This is a genomic window from Lysinibacillus sp. NPDC097868 (assembly GCF_044761135.1).
GTDB lineage: Bacteria > Bacillota > Bacilli > Bacillales_A > Planococcaceae > Lysinibacillus.
Genome location: NZ_JBIWBS010000001.1, coordinates 1,031,493 through 1,048,923, shown reverse-complemented (window position 1 = coordinate 1,048,923; position 17,431 = coordinate 1,031,493). Strand labels below are relative to the sequence as shown.

The following is a 17,431-nucleotide window of genomic DNA, read 5'->3' as shown; positions in this document are numbered from 1 at the left end:
TCCAACATTGTTAGTTGGAGGGGGTTTTTTAAAGAAATCTTACTGCCTTTCGTCGTATATTACTTAGGCTTGTACGTTCTCTTTTTCATTTTCAAGCATTTTGTGTAAATAATTGATAATTTCTCGAATGCCCTCTAAGGAATTTACGAGTATTTTTGGGTCTACATAAGTAATCATACGATTTTCTAAATTCGCCACAGCTGTAAAATAACGTGTTTTTGAATAATTAACAAGACCCATTTGCTTTAAAACAGATTCATCTAAATCGAGAATTTCTCTAGCTTCTGTCACGAGCAACCCGTAGTTCACTACATCTGTATTTAGCACAATAACACGTGCTGTCGGTGCATTTGACGTACGGTTATAGAGAATACGTTCAAAATCTAATACTGGAATAAGTTCTCCTCGATTTCTAGTAAAACCTAGTAAATAGTTTGGTAAATGCGGAATCGGGGTTACTTGCTCTAATTTTTCAATGGATATTGCTTGCTCCACCGGTACAGCATATTCCTCTGTACCACATGCAAATACTACTGCCTTTACACTTTCCATGAGGTCACTTCCTTCAATTTTAGCGCTCGTGTTTAGTTGTTTCTTTAACGATTTCAACTAGCAAATCTGCCAGTTTTTCTAATTCTTCTACAGGAATCTTTTCATTTGTTGTATGAATATCTTCATACCCTACTGATAGGTTAACCGTAGGGATACCAAAACCTGCAATAATATTAGCATCAGACCCACCACCAGAGATACCTAATTGAGGTGTTCTGTCAATATTACGCGCTGCCGCCATAGCTACCTGCACGACTTTATCTGACTCTGTTACACGGAAGCCTGGATACATGAGTTTTACTTCTACTTCAGCACGTGCACCCATTGAAGCTGCAACTTGCTCAAACGTATCCTGCATATGCTTTGTTTGGGCATCTAGCTTCGTCTTATCAATTGAACGTGCTTCTGCTAAAATATTCACTTCATCGCACACGATGTTTGTAGCTTGCCCACCTTCAAAGCGGCCAATATTCGCTGTTGTTTCTTCATCCAATCGCCCAAGCTTCATTTGTGCAATACATTTTGAAGCAACAGTAATAGCGGATACCCCTTTCTCAGGAGCAACACCTGCATGCGCAGTTTTACCGATAATTTTCGTAAAAATTTTCGCTTGGAATGGCGCTGCTGTCACGATTCCACCAACTTTGCCATCACTGTCAACTGCAAAGCCGTATTTTGCGATAATAGCAGTAGGATCCAATTCTTTCGCTCCTACTAGACCACTCTCTTCGCCTGCTGTAATGATGAACTGGATATCACCATGTTCAATTTGTTGCTCGTTTAAACGTTTTGCCATTTCAAACATAGCTGCTAGACCCGCTTTATCGTCAGCACCTAAAATCGTTGTGCCGTCTGAAACGATATAGCCATCCTCACGAAGAGAAGGTTTAATACCTTTTCCTGGTACAACCGTATCCATATGGGAAGTGAAATAGATTGGCTCTATATCTAAAGAACCTTTTAATGTCGCGATAATATTTCCAGCACCGTGACCATTACGAGTATGTGCATCATCTTGCACTACAGAAAAACCAAGTGCTGATAATTTTTCAATTAGAACTGGTGCAATAAGCTGTTCGTGTTTTGTCTCTGAATCGATTTGTACGAGCTCAAAAAACTCTTCTACTAAACGACTTGTCATGTTGTAAAACTCCCTTGATTTACGTGTTTTTCCACGTCATAATATATGTATTAGTGTAGCACATTGACTGAAGAGTTGGAATAATGCGCTAGTAGTAACTTCTTTAATTTGTATTAAAAATCACTAAAAGCCTGTGAAAAGAGTATGAGTAACTCTTTCCACAGGCTTTTTATAATTGTAAAATTACTTTCTTTTCAGTTTGTAATACTTCCAAATATTCAAGTGCTCTATTATGTTTTTCCTGCAAACGTCTAATTGTATTATGTACATCATCCTGTACACGTGATACTTGTTCTCTTGCTGTAGAAATTTTTGAATGGACTGACCAAGCCGAAAAAATATCATCAAAGAAATAATCTGCAAATTTTACGAAGCCATCTGTTTCAACTTGCAAAGATTTAGTAGACATATCCTGTACATCAAGTAATTCATTATGAAATCGTTGCAAAGCAATTTGTGCATTATGAAGGTAGCTTTCGGTTTTATCAAGCGCATCATGCTTTAAATGTGTGGCGATAAGACCACCACCAAAAAACGTATCCCATGTCGAATATCCACTCGCTGAGTGCAGAGATGCAGCTGCCTGCCCAAGTTTAGTCAGCGCAATGTCACCCGCATCCTCCGCTTCTTTTATTTCAGAAATCAACTGTTTCGTTATAAGCTCTTCATTTGCAAGTTGTTCTATTTTCTGCGCAACTTCGGGTTCATGTATTTGGAGATAGCTTTTCTTTTTTATATGTAGTATGTCTAATGCTTCTTGCAGTTGCTTTTCATTAATTTGCTTAAGCTTTTGATTAACCTGCTCAAAATCAGTTGTTAAATCTGTCAGCATTTTTTTTGCTTCCTTGATTTTCAATTCCAGAATGGCTGCTTTATCGACTTTCTCTGCACGTAGCTCATCTTGTTGCCCTGTCCATGTACGTATCATATTCATAAACGAAAAGCCCTCTAGTTTATCAAGTTTCATACGAATTTGATTGTGTTCCGTAGAATGCTTGTTAATTTCCTGCTGTGCATGCTCGATTTGCCCTTCAATTAAAAACCTTTGTTCTCTTAATCGCTTAGCATTTCTCAGCTGTCCTTGAAGTTTTTCCTGCTCAGTCTGTAATTGTTGCCATTCCATTCATCTCAACTCCCCTTTTATATTTGTACGGTTGAGCGAAAGAAATGTTTCAATTATCTGCCATTTTATAAATTTCTTTTTTTGACTAGCATTGTGTCTTGCATAATAAAACCCAGCAACCAAATGGCTACTGGGTTTGTCCATTATTATAGCGGAATGTTTCCGTGTTTTTTCTCTGGACGCGTTTCGTGTTTGTTTGACAGCATATCTAAAGCTTGGATAAGTTTAATACGTGTATCGCGTGGATCGATAACATCATCCACCATACCACGAGATGCTGCCACGTAAGGATTGGCAAACTTCTCTTTGTACTCTTCAATTTTCGCAGCACGCGTTGCTTCTGGATCTTCTGACTTCGCAATTTCACGTGCGAAGATGATATTAGCAGCACCCGCTGCACCCATTACAGCAATCTCAGCATTTGGCCAAGAGAATACTAGGTCAGCGCCAATTGATTTAGAATTAAGTGCAACGTAGGCACCACCATATGCTTTACGTAAAATTACTGTGATTTTTGGTACAGTTGCTTCTGAATATGCATAAAGGATTTTCGCACCATGACGAATAATTCCACCGTGCTCTTGTTTTACGCCTGGGAAGAATCCAGAAACATCTTCGAATGTGATAATTGGTACATTGTACGCATCACAAGTACGGATGAAGCGGGCTGCCTTATCAGAAGAATCGATATCAAGTCCACCAGCTAATACTTTAGGTTGGTTACATACAAGCCCTACTGATTCACCTGCAATACGCGCAAAACCTACTACTACATTTTTCGCAAATTCAGAGTGAACTTCCATGAACGAACCTTCGTCTACTACTTGTTCCACTACTTTACGCACATCGTATGGGCGAGTTGTTTCGATTGGAACAGTATCCACGATTTCTGGACGGTAATCATCACCTTCAGGACGTGACTGACGAGGTGCTTTTTCTTTATTGTTTTGTGGTAAGTAACTTAATAATTGTTTAATTTGATCAATGGCTGCTTCTTCTGATGGCGCACGGAAGTGAGCGTTACCACTTACTGCATTATTCACTTTAGAGCCACCAAGGTCTTCAGCAGAGATTTTTTCGCCTGTTACTGTTTCAATAACTTTTGGTCCAGTAATGAACATTTGAGATGTTTTATCAACCATTAGAATAAAGTCTGTGATAGCTGGAGAATAAACTGCTCCACCTGCACAAGGTCCCATAATTACTGAGATTTGTGGAATAACACCAGAGTAAATCGCATTACGGTAGAAGATATGTCCGTAACCATCTAGAGAAAGTACACCCTCTTGAATACGTGCACCGCCTGAATCGTTAATGCCGATGAACGGTGTGCCATTTTTAGCAGCAAGATCCATTACTGTCGCCATTTTTTTAGCGTGCATTTCACCAAGTGCTCCACCAAATACAGTGAAATCTTGAGAGAATAAGTAAACTGGACGTCCGTTAATTTTACCAAAACCCGTTACTACGCCGTCGCCAGGGCCTTCCATTTTGTCCATACCGAAATCTACTGTACGGTGTGTAATGAATGGGTTAATTTCGAAAAACGTACCTTCGTCTAGTAATAATTCAATACGCTCACGAGCAGTTAGCTTACCTTTTTCATGTTGCTTTTCGATGCGTTCATAGCCACCGCCAAGCTCAATAACCGTCTTACGATCATATAAGTCATTAATTTTATCGAACATATCCATACTAATCACTTTTCCCCTTTTCCACTTTTATCACATAATTCATATAGCACACCGAAAGATGATTTAGGATGCAAGAAAGCAACCTCTGCACCACCAGCACCTGGTCCTGGCTCTTCTGATAAAAGGCGCACACCTTTTTCACGAAGTTCTGCCATACGCTCACGAATTCCTGTTACACCGAAAGCAACATGGTGAATACCTTCGCCACGCTTTTCGATGAATCCGTGAATAGTACTTTTTTCGCTCATCGGTTCTAGTAATTCAAGTTTCACGTTACCAGCGTCGATAAATGCAACACGAACTTGCTGAGATTCAACCTCTTCCACTTTCAGTAACTTTAAACCTAAAGTTTCTGTATAATATGTAATGCGTTCATCAAGATCGCGCACTGCAATCCCAATATGGTCTACTTTCTCCATGGTGACATCTCCTTCTGTTATGGTACATACCCTATTTTACAGATTTTTTTGTCAAAACTCTACTACTTGAGAAATTTTTCAGATTTGCTAAACTATTTATAAGAAAAGAAGGAGCGAACGAGCATATGAGTAATAAAAAATTTCAGAAAATCGTTGTTTATACTATGATTGCAATTATGATAATCTCATCTCTTGCATTTGGTTTATCAATGCTAGTTTAAGAAAGTGCGAAGCGTCCACACTACTGTGGGCGCTTTCCTTTTACCTTTAAACCCTTGAATGATTGCTTTATCTCTAAATAACGATCCATTTCTTCAATGAATTGATAGAGCGCAGCCTGAGCAATAAACTCTTGATGATTTGTCGGTAACGGTAATTCGGCAAAATCTCTCTTTGCTAGCTCTAATTTCTCCCTAAAATGACCTGCAGTATTTCCTGAATGGACATGCTCTCCAAGATCTTGTAGGAAGTCCGCAACGATTTCAGCCTCTTGTACTATAACAGGTAGTGCAGTTATTTTTGGGAGTACTCGTTCAATTATTTCAAGCTGTTGTTCACGCATATCAAAATATACATAGTAATCATTTTGTCTTCGGGTAAAATGATTTTCAACATCTTTAAAAGCTAATGATTTGGCATCATTCAACGTTTTGATAGCTTGAATAATTTCCTGCCCATCCCATAATGTATCGCCTTGTCTTAAATAGCTGGCTATTTCTAAAAAAATCTTTCTGTATAGTTCCTCTATTTTAACTCTATAGTAATTTAATTCCTTTTGAATGTCCGGCATATACATATTTATCGCTATTCCAGTACCATAACCGATAGCCATCAAAGCAAACTCATTATAAACAAGTGCTAACGAAAAGCCCTTAGCAGCGTATATATGCATAATAATGACCGCACTTGATACAAAGCCATCTGCTACCTTTAACGACACAATAGTCGGTATAAACAATACAAGCATTCCTGCCAAAGTGAGCGGATGATAAGAAAATAGCTCAAAGCTCAAAAATGCATACAGCATACCAACTATGCTTGCGACAAAGCGGGTATAAGCAGCATGAAGTGATTTTTTCTTTGTTGGCTGCACACATAGGATCGTTAGAATACCAGCTGAAGCATAAGAAGCCAATTCAAAATACTGCGCAATCGCAATGGCAATAGCTGCCCCGATTGCTGTTTTTAATGTACGATAGCCGATTGAAAATTTCTTCAAGTCGACTGCCTCCCATCCTGCAACTTTCAAAACGAATAATTATTCATTTGAAGCTTATCTTATCTAGTAAAAATTTTTAGTCAGCAAGACATTCATTTAGCCAATATTACAAAAATTCCAAAAGGATTTGACTAAAGTGCACATGTCACTCTAGCCAAATGAATAAAAGCTAAACCCTATTATTAATCTCACCATGCATAGGTATGGAGATTATTGAAAAATATTAAAGCTCTTCACAATATTCTTCAAAATTTGCTTGTAAGTTTGTCACTACTGACATTGGATCATGGCCTTCAATTTCATAACGACCAACTTCAGCTACTACTTGTCCATCTTTTAAAAGTACAAATGATGGAGAAGATGGTAAGTGGTCTTCACCGAAGTGATAACGAGCAGCTGCTGTTGCTTCTTTATCTTGACCTGCAAATACAGTAACTAAATGATCTGGTCGTTTATCATAATGCACACATTGGGCTGCTGCTGGTCGAGCAATGCCTCCCGCACAGCCACATACTGAATTTACCATCACTAATGTTATACCTGGACGAGCAAACGCCTCTTCAACAGCTTCTGGTGTGCGTAATTGCTCATAGCCTGCAGCCTCAATTTCTGCACGTGCTGTTTTTAAAATTTCTTGCATAAATAAATCGTAATCCATATTCATAAAGCGATAGCTCCTTTCAATTTCGCGCTTGTCTTTATGCTTTAGATAGCGCTCATACATCTCCTATCATAGCAGTAAGTGAGAGTTTTGTGCACCTACATGCTCATATAAAAGTGTACATTATTTTTGTTCTTGCTCATCGCTAAATAAACGATCTACACCTTGCGTTACCGTCAATTGCCCATTAAGAATTTGACGCTCTAGTAACTGCACCTGTTCTTTACGGTTTGGATCCCCATAAAATGCATCAATTAGATGATCTGTAATCATTGATTGGAACCAATCTTTCGTTTGATTTTGACGGCGGATGGACCAGTAATTATTCGCTTCCACAGTTCGTCTAAAGTCACCGATCGTATTCCATACTTTGTCTAGTCCCTTTTTTTCCCACGAACTAACTGGCATAGCAGTAGACATCCATCCTGGTGTTGCAGGTTGAAGGAAATGCAAAATTTGCTTGTATTCGGATACTGTTTTTTTCGCTAGTCGCACATTATCACCATCAGCCTTATGCACAACAATTGCATCTGCTAATTCCATAATGCCCTTTTTCATGCCTTGAAGTTCATCACCTGCACCTGTTAACACTAGCAATAAGAAGAAATCAACCATACCTCGGACATACGTTTCACTTTGCCCAACACCAACAGTCTCAATTAAAATCACATCATACCCTGCTGCTTCACAGACAAGCATCGTTTCACGCGTCTTTTTATGAACACCCCCCAGGGTACCAGCAGACGGTGATGGGCGAACGAACGCATTAGGCTTTTTCACTAGTTCTTCCATGCGTGTTTTATCACCTAAAATGCTACCCCCTGATAAAGAAGAACTCGGGTCTATTGCAAGGACTGCTACTTTTTTACCCATCTCACATAACATCGTTCCGAAAGCTTCAATGAAAGAGCTTTTCCCTGCCCCTGGTACTCCCGTAATACCAATACGGACGCTGTTGCCTGTATGCGGTAAAAGCTCCTGTAATAGCTCTTGAGCCTGTACTTTATGTGTCATATTTGAGCTTTCAATGAGCGTAATTGCTTTTGACAGTTGTACACGTGAGCCCGCACGGACATTTCGTGCAAGCTCCTGTATATCAAGTTTGTCAGCTTTTTTCTTTCGGAATTTTTTTGGTACGCCATATTGCATACCATCGTGAGATGCCTCCACGCCGTCCATGACAAATAGAGCACTTTCCTGCATCTCTTTGTTTTTGTCCATTATTTAGACACTTCCTCGTAACCTAAACGTTTATAAATTTCCTCAATAATCTTAATTGCTGAAACAGGTATAACTGTCCCAGGACCAAAGATTGCTACTGCCCCTGCTTCATAAAGGAATTCATAATCTTGTGCCGGAATAACGCCGCCAACAATAATGATAATATCTTCACGACCTAACTTTGTCAGTTCAGAAACTAACGCTGGCACTAATGTTTTGTGCCCTGCTGCTAGTGACGATACGCCGATACAATGTACGTCATTTTCAACTGCCATTTGCGCTGTTTCTTCTGGTGTCATGAATAGTGGAGAAATATCTACATCGAAGCCTAAGTCAGCGTAACCTGTTGCAATTACTTTAGCACCACGATCATGCCCGTCTTGCCCCATTTTCGCTACTAAAATACGTGGGCGACGACCTTCATTTTCAAGAAACTCGTCTGTCATATTTTTTACTTCTGTAATTTGCTCTTCATCAGAGAAGTTTGCAGAATAGACACCTGAGATTGAGCGAATGATTGCTTTATGACGACCTGATACTACCTCGATTGCATCAGAGATTTCGCCAAGTGATGCACGAGCACGAGCAGCATCTACCGCTACTGCAAGTAAGTTTTCTTCTCCATCTTGTGCGGCTTTCGTTAAGCGAGCAAGATGTTTTTGAACTTCTGCCTCGTCACGAGACGCTTTCATCGCATCTAAACGTTCAATTTGTTTTTGACGAACAAGTGTGTTGTCAATGTCAAGAATGTCGATAGGTTCTTCTTTTTCTAGACGGTATTTGTTCACGCCTACAATAGTTTCAGTTTTAGAGTCGATTTTCGCTTGACGTTTAGCCGCAGCTTCTTCAACCTTCATTTTTGGAAGACCCGTTTCAATTGCTTTTGCCATACCACCAAGCTCTTCAATTTCTTCGATTAACGCCCATGCAGATTTTGTGATTTCATCTGTTAATTTCTCAACATAATACGAGCCACCCCAAGGGTCAATCACTTTTGTCATAGCCGTTTCTTCTTGTAGGAATAGTTGCGTATTACGTGCAATACGTGCAGAGAAGTCTGTTGGTAATGCAATTGCTTCGTCCAGTGCGTTCGTATGAAGTGATTGCGTATGACCCATAGATGAAGCATTCGCCTCGATTAATGTACGCGTCACATTATTGAATGGATCTTGCTCTGTTAAAGACCATCCAGATGTTTGAGAGTGTGTACGTAATGCCAATGTCTTTGGGTTTTTCGGATTGAACGTAGACATCATTTGTGCCCAAATACGACGAGCAGCACGCATTTTCGCAACTTCCATATAATAGTTCATACCGATAGCCCAGAAGAATGATAAGCGTGGTGCAAAGGCATCGATATCAATACCAGCTTTTAAACCAGTACGAACATATTCAAGACCGTCTGCTAATGTATAAGCAAGCTCAATGTCATTTGTAGCACCCGCTTCTTGAATATGGTAGCCCGAGATAGAAATAGAGTTAAATTTCGGCATGAATTTAGCCGTAAATTCAAAGATGTCTGCAATAATTTTCATCGACATTGCGGGTGGATAAATATAAGTGTTACGTACCATGTATTCTTTTAAAATATCATTTTGGATTGTCCCAGCAAGCTGTTCTGGTGTTACTCCTTGTTCTTCAGCGGCAACGATATAGAACGCAAGTACCGGTAGTACGGCACCATTCATCGTCATTGACACAGACATTTGATCTAAAGGAATTTGATCAAATAAAATTTTCATATCTTCTACTGAGTCAATTGCTACCCCTGCTTTACCAACATCACCTGTTACGCGTGGGTGATCAGAATCATAGCCACGGTGCGTTGCTAAGTCAAATGCTACTGAAAGACCTTTTTGACCCATTGCAAGGTTACGTTTGTAAAACGCATTAGATTCTTCAGCAGTGGAGAATCCTGCATACTGACGAACTGTCCAAGGACGAGCTACATACATAGTAGGGTATGGTCCACGTGTATTTGGTGCAATACCGGCAACATCATCTAAGTGTTTTACATCTTTAATATCATCTTTTGTATATATATCTTTAATTTCAATACCTTCATTTGTCAGGAATTTTTCATCTGAAGCAGCAGGAGCTTCAGAAGTTAATACTTTTTCGATTTCAATCGCACTAAAATTTGGCTTGCTCATCGTTGGACCTCCTTCATGCTAGCGAACACCGAATTTAATTTTTCAATGATGTTCTGTCCTGCGAAAATAAAGCCGTTTAAGCCATTTGCTAACCAAGCTTCTTCTTCGTCTTTAAATTTACCTGCAACGTCGACAATAACGTGTGCTGGTTTCTCAGCTAAAATCGCTGGAATCATTTCTTTTGTAGCATCATCATTACCGGCGATGACAACATATTTTGCGTCTGTTGCTTTTAACCAAGCAAGCGCTTCCTCAGCTGATACAGCTGGTTCGCTTTTTTCTGGTACAAGACCAACAGTGTTTAAGAAACCAGATACAAAATCAGCCCGAGGTTTTGAGCTTTTTAGTGAACCTAATGCTAGGATGCCAGTTCTCACATTGGCTGCAGTCATTTGTGAGCGCAGTTGCTCGAAAGGTATAGTAATTCGCTTAATATTTGCAAATAGTGGGTTTGTTTCGCTATCAAGTACATCTGCAGGATTTGCATAAATGTTTGTACCAATAACCGATTGTTTGCGTGTTTGTGCAGCTTTAATGCGCGCTTGGTAAGATACTTCTAACTCTTCAGCTAATTTACCTGATGCAGTATAAGCGTCAAAACCACCAGCAGCCTCAATTTCTAAAAACAATGCCCAAGCTTCTTTTACGAAATCTGCTGTTAATGATTCAATAAAGTATGAACCACCAGCGGGATCTGTTATTTTTAACACATTTGTTTCTTCTTTTAACACTAAAGATACATTGCGAGCAATACGAACAGATTGCTCTGTCGGTTTCGTTAATGCATCATGTGGGTGAACTGTAAAGACATCCGCTCCGCCAATTAATCCAGAAAGCGCTTCATTTGCAGCGCGAAGTAAATTTACGTAAACGTCCAATTTAGAGAAGCTTCGAAGTGAAGTTTCGGCAAGCGTTGGAATTTTCACATTTTCTTTCACACCATAAGCTGATGAGAACGCTTTCCAAAGTACTTTAAAAGCACGCAGTTTAGCGATTTCTGTGAAGAATTGCGTATCAATGGCAAATGAAACATAAAATTTTTGTGCAAAAGCTTCAAAGCTTTCTTCTTGTTCTGCATATTTTGCTGCAATAGCAAGTGCGTATGCTAATTCTTGCACAGCATTGGCACCTTCATTATGGAAAACGACTGTGTCTGCACTTAAAGTGCGTACATTTGGCAATCCTACAAGCTTGATTGGTTTGTTAGAAAGAATGAAGCCGTTTACATCTTCACGCTGTTCAGTCGGGATGTTGTCGAATACTGCCAATAATGGGTCATTCTCATTTTTTACCGTCATTTTAAACGAATATTCAGAGAAATAAGTAGCTAATTGTGCCAATATTTCTTCAGTCCATTCAAAGTTTATACGACCATCAACTGTTACTACCTCATTACCACGGGCTAAGCTATCATCAAGCTGTGCGAAGAATGCTTCACTTGTATCTGCATACACTTGCTGTGCCACACGAAATACTTCGCTATTTTGTAGGGAACGGATTGTGGCAACTTGTTTATCTAGCTCATCTCCTAGTTTTGCTACTAAACTTTCTTGCGTGTAAAGAGGTTCTAACGTAACACCCTCATTTGTTTTCGTTAAAAGAGACTCGAATGGTTTTCCCTTTAAAGCTTTGATTGCTGCATCTTGCCATTCTGAATAGGACGGCTTTTCAAATTCAATATTTTTCATGTTGTTTGACATGCGGACGCTTAATCAGCTTCCCCCCTTAGTAGTTTCTATTTGTTATTCTACATGACAATTTGCTACTCGAAAAGCAAAAAAAAATCGGAAACCGTTATACAACAGGTTTCCGACAAGTCATCAGTAGACTGACGTCGAAGATTTATTTGTATTTTCGAGTATTTCTTTTACTCTATTTAGGAATTTACCACAAACTAATCCATCTAGTACGCGATGATCTAAAGATAAACATAAATTTACGATATCGCGTGCCGCAAACATACCGCCAGGTAAAACGACTGGTTTTTTTACAATACTTTCCACTTGAAGAATAGCAGCTTGCGGGTAATTAATAATACCCATTGACTGCATAGAGCCGAAAGCACCCGTATTATTAACCGTAAACGTACCACCTTTAATATTGTCCATTGTCAATTTGCCTGCGCGAACTTTTTGAGCAAGCTCATGAATCTCTTTAGCTATCCCTTTAATTGATTTTTCATCAGCGTGTTTTATAACAGGGACAAAAAGTGCATCATCTGTTGCTACTGCAATAGAAATATTTATGTCATGCTTTTGGATAATTTTGTCTCCCGCCCACATAGAATTCATCATTGGGAACTCTTTAAGTGCTTGTGCAACAGCCTTTACAAAGAACGCAAAGTAGGTAATATTAAACCCTTCTTTTTGTTTAAATTCCGTCTTAATGCTATCTCGGTAAGCAACTAATTCCGTTACATCAACTTCCATCATCATCCAAGCATGTGGCACTTCTTGTGCACTACGCACCATGTTATTAGCAATGGCACGACGCACATTTGTAACCGGTATTTCAATATCCCCCGCTTGTGTCTCTTGCACAGATACTGCTGGTTTTGCAGCTGGTTCTGATGTAGTGACCTGTTCGTTACTAACAGCGGCAACTGGCCCAGAAGATGGTGCATCCTTTGCAGTCGGTACATTGCCAGCATCAATTAATTGTTGAAGGTCTTTTCGTGTAATACGTCCACCCTCTCCTGTACCAACAACTTGCTCGAGTGCTATATCATGTTCTTGTGCTAGTCTAAGTACGGCTGGTGAGTAGCGCGCTTTTTGCTGTCTTACTGGTTTTTCTGATGAAATTGCAACAGGAGTTTCCTTTGGTGTCTCTTGTTTTTTCTGAATACCAGCATTGAGAATCGCTGAACTTACTGTTGATTTTTTCGCAGGTGGAGCTTCAGGTAACTCACTGTCACCGGCTATTTCGATTGAACAAACAACCGCTCCAACAGGTAACGTCTGCCCTTCCTCAGCAAGTAGCTCTGTAATTACCCCTTCAAAAGAGGATGGGATTTCTGCATTTACTTTATCTGTCACAACTTCTGCTAATGGATCATATTTTTTTACTGTATCACCTGGTTGCACGAGCCATTTTTCGATTGTACCTTCTGTTACGCTTTCACCGAGCTGTGGCATCGTAATGTTTTGAATCGCCATTATCTATTCCTCCCATCAATTACGCCTCGGTAGTAACCTTAGCCAAGATTTTGCGTTTACAAAGCAAGCTAGTTTCAAATCTGTGACTACCGCCGGAGGCTTTAGCTTTTTTTGAGTAAGCGCCCCTAACGCTTACTCAAAAAGAGATTACAATTAAGTATTTATCTCCAAAGATATAGGAGATTCATCTGTCTAAGTTAAAAAGCAGCTAAATCTCGCAAAGCACGTTCTACTTTTTCAGGATTTATCATGAAAAACTTTTCCATCGTCGGAGCATATGGCATTGCAGGTACATCTGGACCAGCTAATCGTTGAATAGGCGCATCAAGATCAAATAAGCAATTCTCTGCAATTATGGCTGCTACCTCACTAATAATGCTACCTTCTTTATTATCTTCTGTAACTAGTAATACTTTGCCTGTTTTACTTGCCGCTTCAATGATTGCATCTTTATCTAACGGATACACTGTACGCAAATCTAAAATATGGGTTGAAATACCATCTGCTGCTAAACGCTCTGCTGCTTGTAAAGCGAAATGAACTGCTAAACCATACGTTATCACTGTAACGTCTTCACCTTCGCGTTTAACATCTGCTTTGCCTATTGGTAATGTATAATCGTCTAATGGGACTTCACCCTTAATTAGTCGATATGCACGCTTATGTTCAAAAAATAATACAGGATCTTCATCTCGAATCGCTGCTTTTAGCAAGCCTTTTGCATCATATGGTGTAGAAGGAATGACAATTTTCAAACCTGGCGTTCCAGCAAAAAGTGCTTCAACCGATTGTGAATGATAAAGTGCGCCGTGAATTCCACCACCGAAAGGAGCACGCACTACAATTGGACAAGTCCAGTCATTATTAGAACGATAGCGGATTTTCGCAGCCTCGGATACGATTTGGTTCACAGCCGGCATAATAAAGTCTGCAAACTGCATTTCAGCAATTGGGCGCATCCCATACATTGCAGCACCAATACCGACCCCTGCAATAGCACTTTCAGCAAGTGGTGTATCTAACACACGATACTCACCAAATTGCTCGTAAAGACCAGTAGTTGCTTTAAAAACGCCACCTTTACGACCAACATCCTCTCCTAAGATGAAAACGCGGTCATCTCGTTCCATTTCTTCCTTCATCGCTAATGTAATCGCATCAATATAAGACATAACTGCCATTACATGTCACCTCCGTCCACTGGTGCATATACGTATTTCAAGGCTTCCTCTGGTTGGGCATACGGAGCTGCTTCTGCATAATCCGTTGCTTCATTCACCTCAGCCATGACACGCTCTTCTATCTCTTTTCGAAGAGATTCAGTCATAATTCCAGCATCTTGTAAATACTTCTCGAATGATACAATCGGATCCTTCGCTTTGCCTTCTGCAATATCTTCAGCAGTTCGATATTGACGATCATCATCATCAGAAGAATGGGCAGTTAAACGGAATGTCACCGTTTCTATTAGACTTGGACCAGCACCGCTACGAGCACGTTCTGCTGCCTCTTTAACAACTTTATAAACCTGTAATGGACATTTACCATCAACTGTTACTCCTGGCATACCATAGCCAATACCACGATCGGATACTTTTGCACAACCTAACTGGCGTTCTACTGGCACTGAAATGGCATATTGATTATTTTCTACCATTATGATTACTGGTAACTTATGCACACCTGCAAAATTCGCCCCTTCATGAAAATCACCTTGGTTAGAAGAGCCTTCTCCTAATGTGACAAAGGTAATAAAATCCTCTTTTTGCAAACGTCCTGCAAGCGCCACACCTACAGCATGTGGAACTTGTGTTGTCACTGGCGAAGAACCAGTCAAAATTCGATTTTTCTTTTGCCCGAAGTGCCCAGGCATTTGGCGACCGCCCGAATTCGGGTCTTCAGCCTTTGCAAAAGCTGATAACATTAACTCTTTTGGCGTCATTCCAAAATGCAATACAACACCCATATCTCGGTAATACGGTGCAATATAATCTATATCCTTATTTAATGCAAAGGCTGCTCCAACTTGAGCTGCCTCCTGTCCTTGACAAGAAATAACAAATGGAATTTTACCTGAACGGTTTAATAGCCACATGCGCTCATCTAGTCTTCTTGCCATTAACATCGTTTCGAACATAGCAAGGACATCTTCAGTCGATAAACCTAAATCTTCATGTTTTATTTGAACGTCTTGCATATGAACACCCCTTTCGCATTAGAAAAAATGCTAAAGCACCTGCAATACTTGCACAAGCTACTCTAGTATTTAATTTATGACAGTATTTTCACGCCTCGGCATCATTGTGTCCGATTTTTTTCGAGCCTACTCGAAAAGCGACTGTTAACTTGGATCAACAGGGATTTGAACCCCTATTGTATTCAAGTAGGTTTGCATGCATCGCCCACTACTAGAAGTGGATGACTGCTGCTATATCTAAGTTAAAAATGAATAGCCCGCTTATCAACAGCTAGGGCAGATTCTACTAATACTTCATTTAGTGATGGGTGTGGATGGATTGCCTGACTAATTTCCCAAGGAGTTGCGTCTAATAATTTTGCTAATGATGCTTCTCCAATTAAATCCGTCACATGCGGTCCTACCATATGAATACCCAAAATATCATCTGTTTCTTCATCTGCTATTATTTTTACAAAGCCATCAGAATCTCCATTGACAAGCGCTTTACCTATAGCTTTAAATGGGAACTTGCCTACCTTTAATGTGTATCCTTGCTCACGGGCAGCACTTTCCGTTAAACCAATACTAGCTACTTCTGGGAAGGAATAAACACATTTCGGTACCTTCAAAACATCTAGCGGTGCTATTTTTCCAGTCGCAATATGTTCAATAGCACACAAACCTTCATGAGATGCAACATGTGCTAATTGTAAACCACCTATAACATCTCCAATAGCATACATATGTGATTCCTTCGTTTGATAAGAATCGCCTACTTTGATAAAGCCGTTGTCTATTTCAATATCTGTGTTTTCTAAACCGATACCATGGATGTTTGCTTCGCGTCCTACACATAGCAACAATTTATCTGCCATAAAACTTTCTTCCTTATCCTGAAGCTTAGCAGAAATGAAAACGTTATCATTTTCTATTTTGAATGTATCTGTATCTAGTCGTGCATTCGTTACAATGCGTACGCCACGACTTTCAAGCTGCTTCGTAACTTCTTTTACGACATCAGCATCTTCTGCTGGTAAAATTGATGGGCCATATTCAACTACTGTTACAGACACCCCAAAATCACAAAGCATCGATGCCCACTCAATACCTATTACACCGCCACCGACAATTAGTAATGACGTTGGCAATTCCTCCATTTGCAAAGCGTGATCAGAATTCATGACGTATTTGCCATCCACTGTTAACCCTGCCATTCCTCTAGGTTTCGAACCTGTTGCAATGACAACATTGGTCGGAACAAGCATTTCATTTTCTTCTCCATTAAGCATCTCGACAGAAATCGTTCCTGGCATTGGTGAGAAAATAGATGGACCTAAAATTCTTCCCGTTCCTTCATATACATCAATCTTGCCTTTTTTCATCAGTGTATTCACACCTTGGCTTAATTGCTCTACAATTGCTTGCTTGCGTGCTTGCACTTTATTGAATTGCAATGTAACCCCTGAAACGTCTACACCAAATTCACTTGCAGTTTTATTGGCCATACGATACACTTCTGCACTGCGAAGTAACGCCTTACTAGGAATACAGCCTTTATGTAGACAGGTACCACCAAGTCGTTCACGTTCCACAATAGCTGTTTTCAAGCCTAATTGTGCTGCACGAATTGCTGCTACGTAGCCTCCTGTCCCTCCCCCTAAAATAACAACATCATAATTTTGAGCCATATTTTATTCCTCCTTATGAGAAAAGTGCTAAAGCCCTTCTATCCAACATGTGTGACAGTGAAATCCATCGAGGAAATAGCTGTATCGCCACAGTCAAATATTTCTATACATAGAAATATTGAAATGAAAGGTGCACCTTATTACGTTCACTTGAAGTTACTGCGTTATCTTTTCTTGTGACTATTTATATATAGTAATATTCTTTATTTACCATTATTTAAAGAGA

General features: G+C 39.8%; 15 protein-coding genes. 1 reads left to right on the top strand and 14 read right to left on the bottom strand.

What is annotated here, in order from left to right:
* Positions 1-63: 63 nt before the first annotated feature.
* From ACIQXJ_RS04985 to mce, 5 genes are all read right to left on the bottom strand, one after another.
* Positions 64-552, bottom strand: coding sequence for a chemotaxis protein CheW (locus ACIQXJ_RS04985; RefSeq protein ID WP_403050331.1), 489 nt, complete (start codon positions 550-552; stop codon positions 64-66).
* A gap of 19 nt (positions 553-571) precedes the next feature.
* Positions 572-1,693, bottom strand: coding sequence for a M20/M25/M40 family metallo-hydrolase (locus ACIQXJ_RS04980; protein ID WP_403050328.1), 1,122 nt, complete (start codon positions 1,691-1,693; stop codon positions 572-574).
* 169 nt (positions 1,694-1,862) lie between these two features.
* Positions 1,863-2,816, bottom strand: coding sequence for a hypothetical protein (locus tag ACIQXJ_RS04975; protein ID WP_403050325.1), 954 nt, complete (start codon positions 2,814-2,816; stop codon positions 1,863-1,865).
* 146 nt (positions 2,817-2,962) lie between these two features.
* The gene (locus ACIQXJ_RS04970; protein WP_401010241.1) at positions 2,963-4,510 is read right to left on the bottom strand and encodes an acyl-CoA carboxylase subunit beta; all 1,548 of its coding nucleotides are present in this window, start codon (positions 4,508-4,510) and stop codon (positions 2,963-2,965) included.
* A gap of 5 nt (positions 4,511-4,515) precedes the next feature.
* Positions 4,516-4,929, bottom strand: coding sequence for a methylmalonyl-CoA epimerase (mce, locus tag ACIQXJ_RS04965; protein ID WP_340823896.1), 414 nt, complete (start codon positions 4,927-4,929; stop codon positions 4,516-4,518).
* A 125-nt stretch (positions 4,930-5,054) separates the two neighbouring features.
* On the opposite strand from mce, the gene prli42 reads away from it, so the two are divergent.
* The gene (gene prli42, locus ACIQXJ_RS04960; RefSeq protein WP_340823895.1) at positions 5,055-5,150 is read left to right on the top strand and encodes a stressosome-associated protein Prli42; all 96 of its coding nucleotides are present in this window, start codon (positions 5,055-5,057) and stop codon (positions 5,148-5,150) included.
* Between the two features lie 20 nt (positions 5,151-5,170).
* Here prli42 and ACIQXJ_RS04955 read toward each other — a convergent pair whose 3' ends face one another.
* The 9 genes from ACIQXJ_RS04955 to lpdA form a co-directional block, all read right to left on the bottom strand.
* Positions 5,171-6,148, bottom strand: coding sequence for an aromatic acid exporter family protein (locus ACIQXJ_RS04955; protein WP_403050322.1), 978 nt, complete (start codon positions 6,146-6,148; stop codon positions 5,171-5,173).
* A 223-nt stretch (positions 6,149-6,371) separates the two neighbouring features.
* Complete coding sequence (locus tag ACIQXJ_RS04950; protein ID WP_340823892.1) at positions 6,372-6,812, bottom strand: BrxA/BrxB family bacilliredoxin; 441 nt, start codon at positions 6,810-6,812, stop codon at positions 6,372-6,374.
* 120 nt (positions 6,813-6,932) lie between these two features.
* Complete coding sequence (gene meaB / locus ACIQXJ_RS04945) at positions 6,933-8,030, bottom strand: methylmalonyl Co-A mutase-associated GTPase MeaB (protein ID WP_403050319.1); 1,098 nt, start codon at positions 8,028-8,030, stop codon at positions 6,933-6,935.
* Positions 8,030-10,183, bottom strand: coding sequence for a methylmalonyl-CoA mutase (gene scpA / locus ACIQXJ_RS04940; protein ID WP_403050316.1), 2,154 nt, complete (start codon positions 10,181-10,183; stop codon positions 8,030-8,032). The genes meaB and scpA overlap by 1 nt, the downstream gene beginning before the upstream one ends.
* Positions 10,180-11,883 carry a methylmalonyl-CoA mutase family protein gene (locus ACIQXJ_RS04935; protein WP_483869682.1) on the bottom strand — a complete coding sequence of 568 codons (1,704 nt, stop codon included), beginning with the start codon at positions 11,881-11,883 and terminating at the stop codon, positions 10,180-10,182. The genes scpA and ACIQXJ_RS04935 overlap by 4 nt, the downstream gene beginning before the upstream one ends.
* A gap of 120 nt (positions 11,884-12,003) precedes the next feature.
* The gene (locus tag ACIQXJ_RS04930; RefSeq protein WP_403050310.1) at positions 12,004-13,338 is read right to left on the bottom strand and encodes a dihydrolipoamide acetyltransferase family protein; all 1,335 of its coding nucleotides are present in this window, start codon (positions 13,336-13,338) and stop codon (positions 12,004-12,006) included.
* 197 nt (positions 13,339-13,535) lie between these two features.
* Positions 13,536-14,519, bottom strand: a complete 984-nt coding sequence (locus tag ACIQXJ_RS04925; RefSeq protein ID WP_401010254.1) for an alpha-ketoacid dehydrogenase subunit beta — start codon at positions 14,517-14,519, stop codon at positions 13,536-13,538.
* Complete coding sequence (locus ACIQXJ_RS04920; RefSeq protein WP_403050307.1) at positions 14,519-15,535, bottom strand: thiamine pyrophosphate-dependent dehydrogenase E1 component subunit alpha; 1,017 nt, start codon at positions 15,533-15,535, stop codon at positions 14,519-14,521. Before ACIQXJ_RS04920 ends, ACIQXJ_RS04925 begins: the two co-directional genes overlap by 1 nt.
* A 242-nt stretch (positions 15,536-15,777) precedes the next feature.
* Positions 15,778-17,205 (bottom strand): dihydrolipoyl dehydrogenase, encoded by a 1,428-nt coding sequence (gene lpdA / locus ACIQXJ_RS04915; protein ID WP_403050304.1) that lies wholly within the window; start codon positions 17,203-17,205, stop codon positions 15,778-15,780.
* Positions 17,206-17,431: the final 226 nt, after the last annotated feature.